Source organism: Autumnicola musiva (assembly GCF_031846585.1).
Taxonomy (GTDB): Bacteria; Bacteroidota; Bacteroidia; order Flavobacteriales; family Flavobacteriaceae; genus Autumnicola; species Autumnicola musiva.
In genome coordinates this window covers 221,342-240,744 of sequence record NZ_JAVRHK010000006.1, presented here as the reverse complement: position 1 = coordinate 240,744, position 19,403 = coordinate 221,342, and the positions used below count along the sequence as shown (strand labels likewise).

Genomic DNA, 19,403 nt, shown 5'->3' with positions numbered 1-19,403 from the left:
AATAATAATATCAATTTTAATTCCGCTTTTATGGGCTCAATTTTCAACAAAGTATGTACTTAACCAGAACCACTTAATTTACCAGAGTGGACCCATAAGAGGTAAAATTGAAATAGAAAGAATTAGAAAAATAATAAAAGGAAAAAGCCTTTGGACAGGATTTAAACCTGCTATAGCTAGAAAGGGATTGATAATTAAGTTCGATAAATATGATGAAATCTATATTAGCCCTGAATCAAATGAGATGTTTGTGAAGAAGATATTGGAATTAAATCCAAAAATAGAATTAGTTTCAAGTATGAAAAAGAATACATACACCAGTTAAAAAGTTCTAGTTTTTCATGAAAGACCGGCTAAATGACTTTGCGGAGAGCAGGCCCGCAGGCCGGGGATGTTTAATAAAGTAAATATTAAAATTAGAAGTACGAAGATGAAATCTGGAAGAGTGAAAATTTAAAATGTTGTAGGTGATAATTATGTATTTCATAATTTAAAATAATCAGCTGAAGACTATTGCATAGAATGGCTTAGAGCCTTGAAATAAAAATGAATGAAAAAAAGAGTGGTAGTTACCGGACTTGGCGTGGCTGCTCCCAATGGAGTGGGAATTTCCGATTTTGAGTCGGCTATTAAAGAAGGCAGGAGCGGAATTACCTTTCATGAAAAACTGCAGGAATTGAAATTTAGCTGCCAGATAGGGGGGAAGCCGGAAATTTCCGAAGAAAAGAAAAAGGAATACTTTACTCCGTTACAACTGCGCGGCCTTAATAGCAGTGGAATAGTTTACGGAGTCATCGCTGGAACCGATGCCTGGAAAGATGCAGGCATGCAAATTTCGGAAGATGAAAACCCTGACTGGAATTCGGGAATAATCTTTGGCACCGGAATTTTGGGAGTGGATAAATTTCGGGAAGCCATCCATTTAATTGATGAAGGGAAGTCGCGCCGGCTGGGAAGTACCAGTGTACTCCAGACCATGGCCAGTGGAATAAGTGCCTATTTGGGCGGAATTTTAGGCTGTGGGAATCAGGTAACTACTAACTCTTCGGCATGTACAACAGGAACTGAAGCCCTGCTAATGGGATTTGAAAGAATCCAATCTGGAAAAGCTAAAAGAATGCTCGTAGGTAGCTGCGGTGATGACGGCCCTTATGTTTGGGGAGGCTTTGATGCCATGAGAATTCTTCCCTCAAAATTTAATAATGTTCCTGAAAAAGCTTCCCGCCCGCTTAGTGCTACAGCAACAGGCTTTGTTCCCGGCAGTGGCGCCGGGGCTTTGGTGCTGGAGGAACTGGAATCTGCTTTAGAAAGAGGTGCGGGAATTTATGCTGAAGTCCTGGGCGGAGAAGTGAATAGCGGGGGACAACGCGGTGGTGGTAGCATGACAGCCGCAAATAATGAAGCCGTGCAGCGATGTATAAAGATGGCCTTAAAAAATTCAAATATTAAAGCCTCGGAAGTAGATGCCATCAACGGACATTTGACTGCTACCGGGGGAGATATTGCCGAAATTAAAAATTGGAAGCTGGCACTGCAAAGGAGTGAAATGAATTTTCCGTTTATCAATTCCTTAAAAGGAATGGTTGGCCACTGTCTTAGCGCTTCGGGAAGTATAGAATGTGTGGCTAGTGTTTTACAGTTGAAAAACAATTTCATTTTTGGAAATATTAATTGTGAAGATCTTCATCCTGAAATTCTGAACCTTATTAATGCAGAAAAAATTCCGCAGCAAACAGGGGAGCAGTCAATTAAAACACTGGCAAAAGCCAGTTTTGGTTTTGGTGATGTAAACGCTGTAGTTATATTCAAAAAATATCCTGTTTCTGGTGTAAATTCAGATAATTATAATCTTAAAATATAAAATGACTGATACCGAAATAATAGAACGTTTAAAGAAAATTGTTACTCCTTATGTGCAGCGCAAAGAAGGCCTGGAGAATTTTAATAAAAAAACTGATTTTTTAAATGACCTAAAGATCAATTCGGCTAATTTAGTAGATGTGGTGCTTGATGTAGAGGACGAGTTTGATATTGAAATTGACAATGAATCCATGGAAGGCATGCTTACCGTAGGTGATGCAAAACAAATAATTTTAAGAAAACTGGAATAAAAATAAAAGTGATAGGTAACGATATTGTTGATTTGCGCCTTGCCGCTTTAGAAAGTAATATTTACCGGCCACGACTTCAGGGGAAAATATTTTCTGAAGAAGAACAGGAAGTAATCAGAAGAGCTAAAAATCAGGAAAATCAATTCTGGTTATTTTGGGCGATGAAGGAAGCAGCTTACAAAGCGCATCAGCGAAGATTTGGCCTTCGGCGAAAGTTTAATCCAAAAATTTTTGAGTGTGTTTTCACCTCTTTAGAAAAATCCACACTGCAATATTCTGTTTTTGTTGAAGGCTACGAATATTTTATCCGCAGCCAAATTTCAGCAGAGTTTATACATTGCTTTGCCTTATCACCGGCTGTAAAAGAAAATAAAATTCAATTTTTTAATAAAAAGGTTAACCTGCGGAAAAGATTAATTTCGGCTGTGGCCAAACATTTTAATCTACCTGTAGAAGAGGTGAAAATTTATAAAGACAATTATTCTATTCCGCAATTAATACAGGGAATCCAAAGCATAAATATACCATTTTCACTTTCCCATCACGGCAGATTCTCAGCCATTGTATTTGCCGTTAATTAACTGCTAAAACGCAGTTAAACCCTTCTAAAAAATCTTTGAGAAGAAGCTGTTGAATTTGTATCTTGAGAAAACTAATTTAAAATCCAAGATTATATGAAGACTGTAGATAAGATGGAGGTTATACACAGCCAGTCGGCTGAATTTGTTCAGAAAGGTGAAACCGGAAAATTTCTGAAGTTGATACCAGATACATTTATTATTAAAGGAGAAGAAAAAGATGGTGTGTTTAACCAGGGGTATGCTATTAGACATCTTAACCGCCAGGATATGATCCTTATTGATGTTGTGGAAGAATCTACTAAAAAGGCTGTTAAAAAACTTGTTGAAGACGGCTATAGAATAAAAGGAATATTACTTACCTGTGATGGTATTTTAGATTCTGCTTATGCCGATCTGGCTACTATTTCTGAAGATGCAGGAGGAGCTCCTGTTTTTGCGCATCCTAGAAATAATATGAAAGATAATTTTAAAACCAAGGATATCACCGCGAAAGAGACAGTTTTGAAAGATTTTGGATTGAAGGTTATAGACCTTCCAGGGAACGGAGGAGAATCTGTACTTGTTTATTCTGAAATAAATGACGGGATGCTTTTTCCAGGTGAGGATGCCGTAGGATCTCCATATGATTCTGATTTAAATACTTTTAAGCGTCCTGAAAATCAAAGTAAAAACAATGATTATGGACTTGCCGAAAGTTGGAGCGCATTTGAGGACCCATTTAGATACTTATTTCCAAGAAAAGGAAAACCAGGATTCAATCTTGAAGAAGGCCAGCAAATTGATATTCTTGGTAATTTGAGCAGGAGCTAGGCTATTCTATTTAAAAAGTATTTTGAAAGGCCATTTCAAAATATCATCTGGCTCATTTCACAGCCTGCGTTTTGCAGGTTCGGGAAGAGAGTTTGAACAGGGGTATTTTCGAATGGTCTTTTTCTTTTACACTTTCTCTTTCTGTCTCTCTTTATGCTGCTGTTCAGCCTGATCGTCATTCCGCTTTTGCTCATTCCTTTTTTCCTCATCTTCTTTTCTTGCTTTATCGGAATCTTTGGAATTTACAAGAGGATGATCTTTTACCCCAAGACCTACAATAAGTATAATGTTAGCAATGGTTCCATAAAGCATTGTAACAATGGCAATGAGTCCGCCTCCCAGAATAGCCGCCATACCAAGACTTACGTAATATATGCTAACATACCAGTTCTCCGGCACTTCCTGGCTTTGGATAATAGGCAGATTCAGCATAAGAAAAGTGACAACTGCCGTTATGATAAGAATGGTGTCATATTTAGCCAGTCTCAGCACATCACGATAATGTTTTTTGGTAAGGCTGGAATCGGCAGACCGGCTTATACTAAGCAGCGTGAGCATTAATGCCAGGATAGTGGAAGACCCAAGGATTACTGTATTGCATAACATATTTATTCCGGAGAGGGAAGAGGAGAGGAGTTCCATGGCTTTATAACCAGACATTTCTCCTAAAATAAAAGTTCCGGTTCCCATTACGATAGTAGAAACCACTCCGCCAACAATAGCGCGCTTAATAATTATATCCATTTATATTGTTTTTTCTATTTTAATTAATGTAAAAATCAACCAAAGTAATTTTTCTGGCAGATCGTTACCTATAAGATATTGTTAAATGCTCTCTGCATCTGGATCAAATTTGATATTTTAAACTTAAAATGTCTAACTATGTCAAAATTAAATGTAACTCAAAAGCTTATTAAAGAACATCTTCTTGAAGGGGAAATGACTCCCGGAAAAGAAATTGGGATAAAAATTGATCAGGCCTTACTTCAGGATGCTACGGGAACTCTGGTACAGCTTGAACTTGAAGCTATGGGACTTAAAAAAGCCAAGACTGAAGTTGCGGTGCAATACGTTGATCATAACCTGTTGCAAACCGACTTTAAAAATGCCGATGATCACCTGTTTTTACTTAGTGCCGCTCAGAAATTCGGATTATGGTTTAGCCGTCCCGGAAATGGTGTTAGCCATCCGGTCCACATGGAACGCTTTGGTAAACCTGGCAAAACCATGGTTGGGTCTGACAGCCATACGCCGGCAGCCGGGTCTTTGGGTATGCTCGCCATTGGTACGGGAGGATTGGATGTTGCTGCTGCCATTGCGGGACAACCTTATTTCGTAAAGATGCCACAGGTAATGGGGGTAAAATTAACAGGGAAACTACCCGATTGGGTAAGTGCCAAAGATGTTATCCTGGAAATGCTGCGCAGGTATGATGTTAAAGGCGGTGTGGGTAAAGTGATAGAATATTATGGGGAAGGCCTGAAATATTTAAGTGCTATGGACCGCCATGTGATTGCAAATATGGGAGCTGAGCTGGGAGCCACAACTACCGTTTTCCCTAGTGATATTGAAACAAAAAGATTCCTGAAATCACAGCACAGAGAAGAAGACTGGAGAGAATTACTGCCTGATGAAGGCTGTGAATATGATTTGCATGATGAGATTATCCTTGATGAACTTGTACCATTAATTGCTTTGCCAACAAGCCCGGGGAACGTAGTACCGGTAAGCGAAGTGGCTGGAAAATCAATTAGTCAGGTGGTAATAGGATCTTCGGCCAACCCCGGCCTTCGGGATTTTTGGATTGCAGGTGCCATTGTAAACGGACAATCAGTCCATAGTGATGTTTCCTTTGATATTAATCCAACCTCCAGGCAGATTATTCAAAATATGATTGAAAACCGTGCTTTTGCAAACCTTATTACTGCAGGAGGAAGATTCCACCAGTCAGGATGCATGGGCTGTATAGGAATGGGCCAGGCGCCTGCTTCAGGAACTATTAGTTTACGTACTATGCCAAGAAACTTCCCAAGCAGATCTGGAACAGAAGACGATCAGGTACATTTATGCAGCCCGGAAACAGCGGCAGCTTCAGCATTAACAGGTAAAATTACCGATCCTCGCGATTTGGAAAAGTTATTTGATATGACCTATCCAAAATATGAGCAACCGGAAATGGAAATTATTAACACCGATATGTTGGTGGCACCTGCGGAAGAAGGAGAAGAAGTGGAACTAAAAAAAGGTCCAAACATTAAATCTTTACCTGAAATTCAGCCATTGGTGGATAGTGCCGATGTACCGGTATTGTTAAAAATGGAGGATAATATTTCTACAGATGAAATTCTTAGAGCAGGAGCTGAAGTTTTACCTTTTAGAAGTAACTTACCTGAAATAAGTAAATTCTCCTATTCGGTTATAGATAAAAGTTTCTACGACAGGGCCCAGAAAGCAAAAGATGATTTTGGAGGGCATATAGTTGTAGCCAGAGATAATTATGCCCAGGGCTCCAGTAGGGAACATGCCGCACTGGCTCCAAAATATTTGGGACAGGTAGCAGTAATAGCTAATTCTTATGCGCGTATTGCCTGGCAAAATCTTGTGAATTTTGGAATTCTTCCTCTTGAATTTATCGATCTTGATGATTATGATAAAATTAAACAGGGTGATGTGGTCAGCTTTAAAAATCTTCGCGAAGATGTAGAGAACAGGAAAAATATAACTGTTCGGGTTCAGAAAGAGGAGAAGGGCAGTGAACCGATAGAATTTGAGGTTAAACACTCTATGAGCGACCGGCAGATCAATATTCTATTGAAAGGAGGAATTATTAATGAATTTAAAGCCAGGTTAAGTAATGAAGAAGTAAATGCTGATCATAAAAATACAGTTACGGGCAATTCAAGACAACAGGTAAAATAAATTATCACCTTTCACACCTAAGCTCAATAAATTAAATTTTAAACAAAAAGAAACCCCTCTGCATTAAGCAAAGGGGTTTAAATATTTTCGGAAAATTTTCCTTAACGGGTTTTCATTTTTGCTTTCTGCTTTTCCAGCTGTTTTTGTAGATCCCGTACCGAAGTAGTAACGGCAGCCTCAAAGCTATCTTTATTAGATTCTACAAACAACTGTGGTCCTGGAACACTAAGTTTTATATTACAAATAAAGCCATCGGGCTCCTGTCCATCCTGTTTTTTAAAATGCACTTCAGCCCTTACGATAAAATCGTATTTGGTTTCGAGTTTATCTAATTTTTGTTGAGTGTATTCCTCAAGCCGTTCACTTTTTTGTAAGTGAACAAATTCAAATATAGTCTCCATAAAATTATTTTTATTCATCACAATTAACCCAAATTAGGAGAGCTCTCCAAGCAAATTATGCCTTTATTGAGAAATATTTAAGATAGCCTTTTGATAATGGCAGGAACTGAAAATACCCGTCTATATTTTTGCTGATGAATACTTTCTTCAGAAGAAAGATACATAAAAACTGTTTTTAGCATTTACACAAAAAATAGAAGATGGGTTCATATTATTAGTGTTGATTTGTAAAATGAAACTGATTCATTTTTAGGCTATATACGCTTCATGAATTTATTTCTAATCAAAATCACTACGCTTGCTGAACTTGCAGTAAGATGAAATGTTATTCAGAAGTTTCTCCCAGGATATTTTTTCTAATATTATTGGTAGTCTGAATATAGACCTGGTTGATGCCTGGCTGTTTTTGTTTTATTTCAAGTCTCAAACTTTCCATGGTTTTTTCAGCCTGTTCCAAATTAAGATCATCAATTAAATCAATCTCTATAATTAGAAGTATGTTTTCCGGTCCAAAATGCATCGTTTGTGGTAGGGACCATTCCTTCACATTAATATTTTGATCCATTATTTTTTCAATTTCAGAAATCACTTCCGGCTTTGCACTTTCACCCAGTAGTAGTCCCTTACTCTCCTTTGCCAGAAAAATTGCCACTACAAGGAGTAGAACACCAATTATAACGGAAGAAGCGCCATCTATATATGGATTCTGTAGCTGTTGGGAGAGAAATACTCCAATTAGCGCAATGCTCAAACCGGCAACAGCCGCAGTATCTTCAATAATTACTGCAAAAGTTGCAGCATCCTTACTACGTGCGATGCTGGTAAGAAGATTTCCAGATTTTGCACGGGATTTATTAAAAGTTTTTAAAGCCAGGAAAAGAGCAGTTCCTTCAAAAAGGATGGCTGCACCCAGTACTATATAGTTCCAGGTAGGATCTTCAATAACGTGCGGATCCTGCAATGCATGAATGCCTTCGTAAATGGCAAATCCGCCACCAAGAGCAAAAATAAGAATGCTTACTACAAAACTCCAGAAATATACTTCTTTCCCGTAGCCAAAAGGGTGCATTTTATCTGGTTTCTGTTTAGATTTTTTAATACCTAAAAGGAGTAGCAATCCATTGCCGGTATCTACCAGAGAATGAATTCCTTCAGCCAACATTGCAGAACTGCCTGTGAAAAAGGCAGCCACAAATTTACTGATTGCGATTAAGGTATTAGCTCCTATTGCTCCATATATAGCAATGTTTGATCCGCCTGCGGCCATATTTTCATTAATTAATTAGTCATGCAAAGTACAATAATCTTATTGATGATGGCAAAGCTAACTTCAATTTTGGTTATTAGAATATTTGCAACATCATACATAAGCAATATATAGAAAGAGGAATTCTGCTAATTTTTTTTAAAAAAAGTTGGCTTTTGTCTACAATATTGTAACTTAAAAGAAAAAAGATATGGCAGATAAGACAAATAAAAATAAGGAGAAAAATCACGCTGATTTTCAGGATAAATATAGGCGTTCATCCAATTTTGGAAGAAGTGAAAAAGATGCAAATATGAAAGTGGAAGGGGACGGTACTTTAAAATCTGAAAAAGAGAAAAAAGGAGTGACTAACGAACAGAAAAAGGAAATAGAAGATGTAACGAATTCCTTTGGAGAAGATAACTAGGATAATGAGGGGAAAACTGAAAAATAGAAGGAAATTTTGAATTTCCCCACATTTTTTTGAGATTAAACCTAAAGATTTAGTTGAATATAAAGGTTGAAAATAGGCAGAATATGAGATATTTATCCAGGATGAAAAGTTTAAATGTTGTCCTGATGTTGGGATTTGCCTTCATCCTGTGCTTATTTTCTGCCTGCGGTGGTTCTAAAAGAGCGGCTCTATCTGGAGAATATAGAGAGTTGGTAAATAGCCGTAAATTTGAGATAGAAAATGATTGGGCTGTACCTTTAAGGGGCAGCATGATCAATCTAATAGGGAATCCAAATTCTATTCGTTTTAAAGGTGATAGCGTAGATGTGTTTCTACCATACTTTGGAGTAAGACACTCAGGAGGAGGCTATGGTGATGCAGGAGGAATAGAATTTAAAGGCAGTCCAAGAAATGTAAGTATTGAAGAATCAAACAAAGATGGTCTTCAATTAAAGTTTGAAGGAAATGATGGCAATGAAAATCTTCAGTTCATAGTCAACATTTTTTCTAATGGAAATACTACGATATCGGTAAATAGCTCTCAGCGGGATGCGATTAGATATCGTGGCAATATTGGGCCTCTTAAAGAACAAAATGAATAAGTTTTATAATTTATCCTGAATCTATTTCCTTATTTTTCTGTTATAATGAAGTTTGGAAAAGTTAAGGAAACTGTGGGATAGCATTAATTTTGAAGAACCTAAATGATTAGATAATTAATTCTATTTTACAAGTATCCAATGTAGTATGTTCATAAAATAGTCTAAAGCCCTATTCCATTATTATGTGGGGTTAATTACGAAAAAAAGTGTTCATATTATATGTTCATAATTTCCTTTTCTAAATACTCAATTTAGATTTTCAATCAGATGCATTGCTAAATTAACTCGCCGGAATAAAAAAGTAGTATATGATTGCTTTTTTATTTTGTAATCGTTCGAATTCGTGCCATAAAAATTCTTAAAATTTACCTTAGGTTATTCTTCCCAATAATGCTCATGAAATATTTTCAAAACTTTCACGGTGTTTTTGAATTCTACTAAAGGAATTGTTATATCTAAATGGTTCCAATTTGAAAGGAAAGGTTTTAACGTGTTGTTTTCTTCGTTCGTCCATTCAAACCAGAAATCAAAATAAGTTTCTAAAGCATCGGTTTTATTAATATCCATCCAATTTTTTAGATTCTGATGTTTTCTTTTGATTCTCTTGTATGATTCAAATCGTTGTTGGAAGATTTTTTCTTTATATTTTAAATTTTCCAAACTAATCAAATCTGTGTATAAGGTATTAAATTTTGATATATCAGAAGATAATTCTTTATGTGTTGGTAATTCTGCAATGGGAATTTCTTTTAAAGTATTTTGATAAAAATTTTCGTACTTTAATAACCACCAGCTAATTCTATACATTGAAATTACACCAACTTCACATAAAGACTGCAATTCGTTAATAGAACTATTGATATGTTTCACTCAAATGGTTTTTAATAATTAAGCTTTACATAATACGGGCCAGCCGTATTTTGCTCTCCAGTCATTTTCGATAGCAATTCGTCCCGATTGTTCTTCTATCATATTCGTAACCTCTTTTTGAAATTCAGGGTTTAGTCTTTTGATATGAGGTTTTCCAAAAAACCTAACTTTCCAGTTTTTTTTGATAACGGATAACAATTTAGACCTAAGGCACCTGTAGAATCATTGTTTAAGTTAAAATGTTGCCTTAAGCGTATTACTACGTTATTCTGGTGACCGTTGTAAATGATTTGTTTTCCGTCATCATCTAACTTACATAGATATTCAGCTCCAAAAGTTTTTATATTCTTCCTGGATAATTCACCAATTTTACAGGCGTTTCGTCGCAAAGCATCGTTGGAACTGTTTAATTTTTTTACTTCTTCAAAATTTAAATCACAGGCTATCCAATACCATCCAGGCGACATTGTGATGTATTTGTTAGAATAACAATTTTTGTCAAACCACTCCTTTTTTAAAATGTTGTCATTCCATGTTTTAGAAGGTTTTATTAATATTTCTTCAGCACTATCATAAATTGCTTCGCTTAATTTTATAAAGTTTTTCAAATATTCTTCAGACATTATTAATTGTTTTAGTGTATACCAAATCAGTTTTTTAAATTTTAAACATTATATATCGGGCATCTAAAGATGGTTTTAAAACTCTTATAGACAGTATTCTTAAGGTGAAATGGCAATAAGAATAATATTTTCTCTGAATATTATTGCCAATATTAATTAGCAATTGTGCAGTATATCTGCACATAAATTAATAATTTTAAAACCCAAGTTATTAATTTCCCAATGGCAATAACAAAAAATGCTTTAATAAGATATCAAACTTTAAATCGCTGTTTTAGAAATCCCGGTAGACGTTATTCAATAAATGATCTTTTAGAAGAATGTAATAAATCGCTTGCAGAGTTAAATGTTTATACAGAAGGAATAAAAAAGCGACAGCTTTACGAGGATATCAAATTTATGGAATCTTCCCAGGGATGGAGTATACCTTTGGCCAGGCTTAAAGAGGGGCGGAGTGTTTTCTTTAAATATGAAGATCAAAATTTCAGCATTAATAATCAACCAATTAATGAATTAGAGGCAGAACAGCTAAAATCGGCTATGTCGGTTTTGCAACGGTTCAAAGGACTTCCCCAGTTTAAATGGATAAATGAACTCCTGCCAAAAATAGACCAGGCCTTTAACTTTTCAGAAGATACTTCAGGAATTATTAGTTTCGATAATAACGAATTTTTAAAGGGGCTGGAGTTTATTGATCCACTCTTTAATGCCATACTTTATAATAAGACAGTGAAGATTCTTTACCAATCCTTCAAAAATCCGGAGCCTGTTTCCATAATTTTTTCTCCCTATCATTTAAAGGAATATAATAATCGCTGGTTTGTGTATGGGAAGAATTCAGAATATGATAATATGGTGAACCTCGCACTGGATCGTTTTGAAACCGTGGAGGAATTTGATGGAATATATGAGACTACAGATATTAATTTCGAGGAATATTTCGAGGATACGATAGGGGTTTCTATAATTCAGGGTCAAGAACCTGAAAAGATCAAACTGAGAATTGATAATAGTCTGTGGCCCTATATTGAAACTAAGCCTATTCACGGTTCACAGAAGGTTTTAATTAGAAAAGAGGACTATACAGATATTCTTCTGGAGCTAATTCCAAATTATGAATTAGAGAGCCAGATCCTTCATTTTGGGGAGAAAGTAGAGGTCTTAGAACCTTTGAGTTTAAGGCAAAAGATTAATAACAGAATAAAATCATTATTCGAAAAATATAATGAGTGCAGATAGACTGCATTAATCAGTTTTAGATTTGTCCTGTAATCAAAAAATGATATTCTCATGAAAAATCAAACCACCATTAATTGCCCTGAATGCGGAAGCGAAATAAATGTTAACGATATCCTTAAACATCAAATAGAGGATGCGATTCGTTCTGAATTTCAGCAGAAACAAAATCAGGCTAATAAAAAACTGAAGGCAGAACAGGATAATTTTATAAAGGAAAAGGAAGAATTTGAAGCAAAAAAGGAAAGGGAAAATGAGCTTTTTAAAGAACGCCTTGAAAAGGAGAAGAAAGAAGCGGAAAAGAAAATTGAGGAGAAACTAAAAGCCAAGCTGGAAGAAGAACAGATAGAAAGTAACCAGGAGCTTCAAAAAGAGCTGAATGAGAAAACCGAAAAGCTTAAGGAACTTTATAAAAAGGACGCAGAAATCAGCAGACTACAAAGAGAAAAATCTGAAATGAAGGATGCTTTGGAAGCTGAAACCGAAAAGAGGATTGCTGAAATGATGTCTAAAGAGAGGGAGAAAATCAGGAAGCAGGAAGATGAAAAGAATGAGTTGAAGTTCAAGGAACTTGAAAAGCAGCTTGACCAGCAGAAGAAATTAACCGAAGAGATGCGACGAAAACAGGAACAGGGTTCTATGCAACTTCAAGGTGAAGTTCAGGAATTAGCGATTGAAGAATGGCTGGCTACTAATTTTCCTCTTGATAATGTCGAAGAAATAAGGAAAGGAGCTAATGGTGCAGATTGTTTTCAGACTGTAAACACATATGAAGCTCAGAATTGCGGTAGTATTTATTACGAGAGCAAGAGAGCAAAGAACTTTTCAAATGCCTGGGTCAGCAAATTTAAAGATGATATGGCCAAGAAAGGAGCTACCCTAGGTGTACTTGTAACAGAAGTTCTTCCTAACGGGATGGAAAGAATGGGAATGATAGATAAAAGCCTGTGGGTTTGCACTTATCAGGAATTTAAAGGACTGAGTGCTGTTTTGAGACAGGGAATTATTACTGTTAATAATGCAGTCGTAACCCAATCGAATAAGGGTGATAAAATGTCTTTGCTATATGATTACCTGGTTGGTCCAGAGTTTAGAATGCAGATAGAAGCTATAAAAGATGCGTTTATAGAAATGCAACAAGACTTGGAAAAGGAGCAGAGAGTGGCTCATTCTCGTTGGAAACGCAGACAGAAACAGATTGAAAAGGTTATGGTAAACACTGCCGGTATGTATGGTAATTTAAGGGGAATTGCAGGTAGTACAGTTCCTATGATTGAAGAGTTAGAAGAAGAAAGCGAGTAGTAATTAATTAAAAGTTTTGAAGTGATTTATGGGCCACACAGATGATATCAAATTATTAGAGCAAAAAATATGGGAGTCTTTTGAATTTTTACGGTCAACTGGTCTTCAGCCTCACCATTATGATGTTATATTATTCCTTATTGTTTTAAGAAAATATAATCTTACTCCGAATAATAAGGAGGGAACTAAAGAGGACATACTCAAAAATATAGATGAAGAAATCGCAAGCTTCAATCCTGAACTTTTTAAAAGCTGGAAATTAGTTTATGAATCAATTTTAAAATCATTAGGGCGTTTCCAATTTTCAATATTTATGCGTCAAATTAATGATCTGGGTTTGTCTAAATCGGATCTTGAGTTTTCTAATCTTTTTGATTCCATACTTTATAGATTCATTGATTCTTTAGGAAGATCTTCTGGAGAACACTTCCTTCCCCCTGGTTTAGCAGATTTTATTATTAATCAGGCTAATTTAGAGTCTAGCGCTTTAGTATATAACCCATTCGCAGGAACGGGTACATTTGGACTTAAGTTTAAAAAGGACATTAAATATGTAGCTCAAGAAATAAATTTCAATACTTGGGCTCTTGGAATCTTACGAAGATTAGCTTACGGAAAAGATACAGAAAACTATTTCAATCATGATTCAATCCAGGAATGGATTAAATCAGCATCATTCGATTTAATCATTTCGGCGCCACCCTTTCAACCAATGAAAAAACTTTCTTCTAGTTGGCATACTAGATATAAGAGTTGTGATGAGTTTATTATTGAAGAAGGATTGGAATCTGTTAGTGCAAATGGTCAACTAATTGTTCTGGTGCCTAATAGTATTTTATTTGATTCTGGTTTTAAAGCTAGACTAAGAAAAAATCTTGTTGAAAAAGATTTAATTGAAAAAGTTATCACTTTACCACATGGTGTTTTAAAACATACAGGTATCAAAACCTCAATTCTAGTATTAAGTAAAAATAAAAAACGACCGGGAATAGTAACTTTTGTTGATGCGAATAAATATTTAGATGGTAATTCTAAATATCCGATTATCAATTATGAAAAAATAGTAACTGATTTAAACACAGAGAAATCCGGTGATGGTATCCAAAGAATTTCACGGGAGGAATTGACGGCTGATGATTATAATTTAGAAATAGGAAGAATATTATGGCGAGAGGAACTTGAAGTGATTCAAGATTCGAATGTGATAAGGCTAGCAAAGGTTTTGAAAGTTAATAGGGGAGAAAAGATTGAAAAAAATGAAGTTATTAGATCTATATCTGTCAAAAATTTAATCAAAGACGATCTTGATTTCTACTTGAAACTTGATCCGATTGAATCTTCAGCTATAAAGACTAAAAATTTTAGAAAAATTTCAAGATCAGCTCTTTTGGTTGCAAAGATTGGTAATGATTTGAGGCCTACATTTTTTAAATTCAATGGAGACCCTATTGCAATATCGCATGCTGTTATGAGTTTTGAGATTGTTGATGATAGTCTCAATTTAGATTATTTAATAAATGAATTACATTCTAATTTTGTCGAAAAGCAATTATCTATTTATAGACATGGAAGTGCAACGAAGCTTCTAAATTTTAAAGATTTTCTTCAAATTTCTATCAATCGACCTTCCAAAGCGGAACAAGAGTTAAGAATGAAGCGGGTCAAAGAAGCTTATATAAGATCTAAGGAGAAAGAGGTTGAATTAAAAAGAGAATTAATAGGACTAAAAGATAATTCTTTTAGAGAGTTTGCATCCATAAAGCATACATTCAGGCAATATTTAAATGCATTAAAATCGAATGTTTCTGGAACCAAAAAGTTTATCAGAAAGAATCAGGGGAAACCATTAGATCCCAATTTAATTTATAGTAAAAATTTAAATCAAACTTTTGATGAACATTTGTCTAGTCTTGAAGATACTATTGGTTCAATGAGCAAAATGTTAGAAACATTTGATGAAAGAATTGACCTGAAAAGAACCAAAGAAAAGAACGATCTTGTGAAATTAGTAAAGGAAAGCATTAACAGATTTAAAGATCCCGATTTCTTTAGATTTGATCAACTTCATATCGATCGTGAATCCTTTGATATGGGGGGGCGTTTTGCAAGGCCAGAGATTCTAATTAACAGAGAGGATTTCTATATGCTATTTTCTAATATAGTTTCAAACGCTCGGGATCATGGATTTAATAAAGATGATAAAGGAAACATTATAAGATGTGAAATTTGGAATGATTGGGATCGCAAAAATTACGTTTTGGAAATTTCTAATAATGGTAAACCTTTTCCTCGTAATTTTTCTTTCGATAAATTAATTACACGAGGAGAAAAAACTTCTGATAGTGGGGGCTCTGGAATGGGAGGGGCTGATATTAATTCAATATTAAACCATTATTCAGCTAAATTTGAAATTAAGAATGAGCCTCAATCTGAATTTCCAGTCTCATATATACTTAAATTTCAACATGAGTTTGATGTAATATTATAGTTTGTAAGATATGAATATAAAAGTACTTTGGATAGATGATTTGTATAAGACTCAGCAAGATATTATTGGTGAAGCGGAACAGGATGACATTGATATTATTCCTTTTGAATCTCACGAAGAGGGAATTAATGAATTAAAAAAGAATCCCATTTACGATGCTGTAATACTTGATGCCAAGGTCAAATTTAAAAAAGATGATACCGTTACCGATCTTAATGGTTTACGAGCATCAAGAGATTTTTTAATAGATTTGAATAAGACCAACTATTTACCTTTCTTTATATTCACAGGGCAGCCCGATTATACAGAAAAGGAGTGGTTTGAACAGTCTTATGGCAATTACTATATAAAGGGTGAAGACAATGAGTCTTTGTTCCAGGATATTTTGAAGTCACAAGAAAAAAGACCCGAAATTCAGGCAAGAAAGGAATTTCCAGGGAGTTTTCAATGCTTTGATGAAGGTATTTTAGGAAATTCAGATAAGACTAACTTTCTAGAAATTATCAAATGTTTTAAAGAGCAAGATTATCGAAAGAAGAACATCAATTCCCAGAGAGATTTACTCGAAGGAATATTTGTTGGACTAAATAATCCAATACCTTGTATTCCAAATTCATTTTTCAATAACGGAAAACCAAATCAAGAATGGTGCGTAAGATTTTTGGAGAATAGGCCAACGGATGATTCTAATGGAGAAACACACAGGTTAGATAAAAATATTCCAAGGGATATTAAAGCTGCAATTAGAAAGTTAAAAGAATCCACCAATCGATATTCGCATTTAAATGATAAAGCTGAAGTAAAAATGCCATTCCTTTCTAATTTTTTCTTGATCCAAGAGGTTCTATGCTGGCTTACGGTGTTTTGCAATGACCCGCATTATCGAAACTATTTTTAATGTGCACATACACTGCATACATTCATTCTATATTTGAACTATAAATAAAAACAACCAAAACAATATATGATTACAGGAGAATTAAAAAATCAGGTAGATAAGATCTGGAACGATTTCTGGACTGGGGGAGTTTCAAACCCGCTTACCGTTATTGAACAATTTACCTACCTCATTTTTCTAAAAAGGCTTGACGATAAACAGCTAAAGAAGGAAGAGGAAGAGAACCTCATGGGGATTGCTATAAAGAATCCAATTTATACTAAGGAACAAAAGGATCTTAGATGGAGTCAGTTTAAGGATAAAGATCCTGAAGTAATGTTCGACCTCTTTACCACGCCTCAGGAAGAACTGAGAGGAATAACCGTTTTCGACTTTATGAAAACCGTGGGCAGAGAAGGAGGTATTTTTTCTCAATACATGAAAGGAGCCACCTTTATGATTCCAACACCACAGGTTTTAGATAAGGTGGTGCAGAAGATTGATAAATTACCTCTGGATAGCAGGGATACTAAAGGTGATATTTATGAATATATGCTCTCTAAACTATCTATTGCTGGTAAAGCAGGACAATTTAGAACACCTAAGCATATCATTAGAATGATGGTCCATTTAATGGAACCTAAAAAAGATGATATTATTAGTGACCCGGCTTGTGGAACAGCAGGATTTTTAGTTTCAGCTGGCGAATACCTTTACGAGAAACATCACGATTGGTTTCAGGAAGAAGAGTTTCGGAAGCATTATGATGATAAGATGTTTAACGGAACAGAGTTCGATGCTTCCATGTTACGTATTGCTGCAATGAACCTACAGTTACACGGAGTGGAACATCCTTCTCTGATAGGAAAGGATGCTCTAAGCAAGAGTAACGGCGATGTAGATGATGCATATACGCTTGTGCTGGCAAACCCTCCTTTTAAAGGAAGCCTGGATTATGATACTGTAGAATCCAGTCTTTTGAAAACTACCAAAACTAAAAAGACTGAACTGCTGTTTTTATCTCTAATGCTACGTACCTTAAAAACAGGTGGCCGTGCGGCGGTGATTGTGCCAGATGGAGTGTTATTTGGAAGTAGTGGGGCTCATAAATCTATTCGCGAAGAGTTAGTGGAGAACCAACAATTACAAGGGATTATCTCTATGCCAAGTGGAGTATTTAAACCTTATGCGGGGGTAAGTACCGCTGTTTTAATTTTTACAAAGACCAATAGCGGTGGTACCGATAATGTATGGTTTTACGATATGAAAGCCGACGGTTATAGCCTGGATGATAAGCGTAATGCTCTAATTGATGAGGAATTCTTTGAAAAGGTTTTTAATGAACCTGAAAATGCAATAGAGGAAACCAAGGGTAAATGTGATATTCCAGAAGTCCTTGCCGATTGGAAAAAACTGGCTAAGGGAGAAGGAGGTTTTAGCGATCGCACTTCTCAGTCTTTTCTCGTGCCAAAAAAGGAAATCAAGGATAATGGTTATGATCTTAGTATTAATCGTTATAAGGAAATTGTATATGAAGAAGTGGAATATGAAAAACCGGAAAAACTGATCGCATCCATCAAAGAACTGGATGCCGAACGCCTAAAATCATTGTCAAATCTCGAAAAAATGATTGGTTAAATGTTTTTAGCTCATAGCAATTTTAAAATGATCCCGTTATCTGCCTTGGCTGAAATCAATATAGGTAAAACACCAGCGAGAAAGGAAAAATTAAATTTCGGAGAGGGTGAAACCTGGCTATCCATCAGAGATTTAAACGGAGTAAAATATATTGAAGACTCAAAAGAAGAACTAACAAATTTAGGTGTCAAAAGTTCAAATATCAAATTGGTAAAAAAGGGAACATTACTTTACAGTTTTAAGTTGTCGATTGGAAAGACTGCAATAGCAAACAAAGATTTATATACTAATGAGGCAATTGCCGCGCTTCCAATTAAAGACGAATCAATATTAGATCTTAACTATTTTTATTATGTGATGAGTTCTTTTGATTTTACGGAAGGAGGAGATCGAGCGGTAATGGGTAAAACATTAAACAAAGCGAAGCTAGCAAAATTGCAAATTCCACTTCCACCCCTAAAAGTCCAGCGAAAGATCGCGGCTATTTTAGACGAAGCCGACAGGTTGCGCCAGCTGGATAAACAGCTTATCCAGAAATATGAAGATCTAAGTCAGTCTCTGTTTTTGGAGATGTTTGGGAATGTAATTAAAAATCCAAATAACTACCCTGAAAAGAAATTATTAGATGTTTGTCAGGAAATTTTCTTAGGGCTTACTTCAAAAGTAGAATACGTTGAAACTGGAGGCTATCCACTCATTCGTGCAACTGATATCAGAAACGGACAATTAAAATTTAATAAAGCAAAATTTATTTCTGAAGCGCAACATAAACGAATTACAAAAAACAGGATAACAAAGAGAGGAGATGTATTGGTGAGTAAGTCGGGGTCTTTGGGAACCTGTGCTATTGTTGATTCAGATAAAGAATTTACGACATATGAAAGCATATTTACGGTACGAGTAAATCCAAAGTTTCTAATCAATATTTTTTTGACGGAACTTTTGAGAAATAAAAGTTTTAAAAAGAAATTATTGGGTAATAAGGTTGGGGGAACTGTAGCACATTTAAATCTAAAAATATTTCGAAATTTTATTATTCCTATTCCTACAATTTCTGAGCAGAAAAAATTTACATCTCAAATTAAATTACTTGAAGATGAAAAAATTAGGATTAGAAAATTAAGATTAAAGTCAAATGAACTTTTCAATTGTCTTTTACAAAAAGCTTTTAAAGGAGAGCTGGTATAAGGAAAGTCATAAAGAAATAAATAGATAATTTAATAATTAAGCATATTCCCAAAATCT

At 35.2% G+C, this 19,403-nt stretch carries 19 protein-coding genes; 14 read left to right on the top strand and 5 right to left on the bottom strand.

Features of this window, described 5'->3' with window-relative positions; translation table 11 throughout:
- From RM539_RS10555 to RM539_RS10535, 5 genes are all read left to right on the top strand, one after another.
- On the top strand, positions 1 to 325 hold a 325-nt coding region (locus RM539_RS10555; protein ID WP_311503366.1), incomplete at its 5' end, for a PH domain-containing protein.
- A 225-nt stretch (positions 326 to 550) separates the two neighbouring features.
- Complete coding sequence (locus tag RM539_RS10550; RefSeq protein ID WP_311503365.1) at positions 551 to 1,861, top strand: beta-ketoacyl-[acyl-carrier-protein] synthase family protein; 1,311 nt, start codon at positions 551 to 553, stop codon at positions 1,859 to 1,861.
- A 1-nt stretch (position 1,862) separates the two neighbouring features.
- Positions 1,863 to 2,111 (top strand): acyl carrier protein, encoded by a 249-nt coding sequence (locus RM539_RS10545; protein WP_311503364.1) that lies wholly within the window; start codon positions 1,863 to 1,865, stop codon positions 2,109 to 2,111.
- A gap of 8 nt (positions 2,112 to 2,119) precedes the next feature.
- Positions 2,120 to 2,692, top strand: a complete 573-nt coding sequence (locus RM539_RS10540; protein ID WP_311503363.1) for a 4'-phosphopantetheinyl transferase family protein — start codon at positions 2,120 to 2,122, stop codon at positions 2,690 to 2,692.
- 93 nt (positions 2,693 to 2,785) lie between these two features.
- Complete coding sequence (locus RM539_RS10535) at positions 2,786 to 3,502, top strand: MBL fold metallo-hydrolase (RefSeq protein ID WP_311503362.1); 717 nt, start codon at positions 2,786 to 2,788, stop codon at positions 3,500 to 3,502.
- 126 nt (positions 3,503 to 3,628) lie between these two features.
- On the opposite strand, the gene RM539_RS10530 is transcribed toward RM539_RS10535, so the two are convergent.
- On the bottom strand, positions 3,629 to 4,246 hold the full coding sequence (locus tag RM539_RS10530; RefSeq protein WP_311503361.1) for a hypothetical protein: 618 nt from the start codon (positions 4,244 to 4,246) through the stop codon (positions 3,629 to 3,631).
- Between the two features lie 138 nt (positions 4,247 to 4,384).
- On the opposite strand from RM539_RS10530, the gene RM539_RS10525 reads away from it, so the two are divergent.
- Positions 4,385 to 6,421, top strand: a complete 2,037-nt coding sequence (locus tag RM539_RS10525; RefSeq protein WP_311503360.1) for an aconitate hydratase — start codon at positions 4,385 to 4,387, stop codon at positions 6,419 to 6,421.
- Between the two features lie 101 nt (positions 6,422 to 6,522).
- Here RM539_RS10525 and RM539_RS10520 read toward each other — a convergent pair whose 3' ends face one another.
- Complete coding sequence (locus RM539_RS10520; protein WP_311503359.1) at positions 6,523 to 6,822, bottom strand: HPF/RaiA family ribosome-associated protein; 300 nt, start codon at positions 6,820 to 6,822, stop codon at positions 6,523 to 6,525.
- A 325-nt stretch (positions 6,823 to 7,147) separates the two neighbouring features.
- A complete protein-coding gene (locus RM539_RS10515; protein ID WP_311503358.1) occupies positions 7,148 to 8,089 on the bottom strand; it encodes a cation diffusion facilitator family transporter in 942 nt (313 codons plus the stop codon).
- 190 nt (positions 8,090 to 8,279) lie between these two features.
- On the opposite strand from RM539_RS10515, the gene RM539_RS10510 reads away from it, so the two are divergent.
- Together RM539_RS10510 and RM539_RS10505 are read left to right on the top strand one after the other, a co-directional pair.
- A complete protein-coding gene (locus RM539_RS10510) occupies positions 8,280 to 8,495 on the top strand; it encodes a hypothetical protein (RefSeq protein ID WP_311503357.1) in 216 nt (71 codons plus the stop codon).
- Positions 8,496 to 8,605: 110 nt separating this feature from the next.
- On the top strand, positions 8,606 to 9,124 hold the full coding sequence (locus tag RM539_RS10505) for a DUF4251 domain-containing protein (protein ID WP_311503356.1): 519 nt from the start codon (positions 8,606 to 8,608) through the stop codon (positions 9,122 to 9,124).
- A 375-nt stretch (positions 9,125 to 9,499) separates the two neighbouring features.
- Here RM539_RS10505 and RM539_RS10500 read toward each other — a convergent pair whose 3' ends face one another.
- A complete protein-coding gene (locus RM539_RS10500) occupies positions 9,500 to 9,994 on the bottom strand; it encodes a hypothetical protein (protein ID WP_311503355.1) in 495 nt (164 codons plus the stop codon).
- Between the two features lie 131 nt (positions 9,995 to 10,125).
- On the bottom strand, positions 10,126 to 10,617 hold the full coding sequence (locus RM539_RS10495) for a hypothetical protein (RefSeq protein WP_311503354.1): 492 nt from the start codon (positions 10,615 to 10,617) through the stop codon (positions 10,126 to 10,128).
- 222 nt (positions 10,618 to 10,839) lie between these two features.
- Here RM539_RS10495 and RM539_RS10490 point away from each other — a divergent pair, with 222 nt between their 5' ends.
- From RM539_RS10490 to RM539_RS10465, 6 genes are all read left to right on the top strand, one after another.
- Positions 10,840 to 11,856, top strand: coding sequence for a helix-turn-helix transcriptional regulator (locus RM539_RS10490; protein ID WP_311503353.1), 1,017 nt, complete (start codon positions 10,840 to 10,842; stop codon positions 11,854 to 11,856).
- A gap of 51 nt (positions 11,857 to 11,907) precedes the next feature.
- Positions 11,908 to 13,155, top strand: a complete 1,248-nt coding sequence (locus RM539_RS10485) for a DUF2130 domain-containing protein (protein WP_311503352.1) — start codon at positions 11,908 to 11,910, stop codon at positions 13,153 to 13,155.
- A 28-nt stretch (positions 13,156 to 13,183) separates the two neighbouring features.
- Entirely contained in the window at positions 13,184 to 15,643 is a 2,460-nt protein-coding gene (locus RM539_RS10480; protein WP_311503351.1) for an N-6 DNA methylase, read from the top strand.
- A 10-nt stretch (positions 15,644 to 15,653) separates the two neighbouring features.
- On the top strand, positions 15,654 to 16,541 hold the full coding sequence (locus RM539_RS10475) for a hypothetical protein (RefSeq protein WP_311503350.1): 888 nt from the start codon (positions 15,654 to 15,656) through the stop codon (positions 16,539 to 16,541).
- 66 nt (positions 16,542 to 16,607) lie between these two features.
- Positions 16,608 to 18,158, top strand: coding sequence for a type I restriction-modification system subunit M (locus RM539_RS10470; protein WP_311503349.1), 1,551 nt, complete (start codon positions 16,608 to 16,610; stop codon positions 18,156 to 18,158).
- On the top strand, positions 18,159 to 19,346 hold the full coding sequence (locus tag RM539_RS10465; protein WP_311503348.1) for a restriction endonuclease subunit S: 1,188 nt from the start codon (positions 18,159 to 18,161) through the stop codon (positions 19,344 to 19,346). It begins immediately after the preceding gene.
- Positions 19,347 to 19,403: the final 57 nt, after the last annotated feature.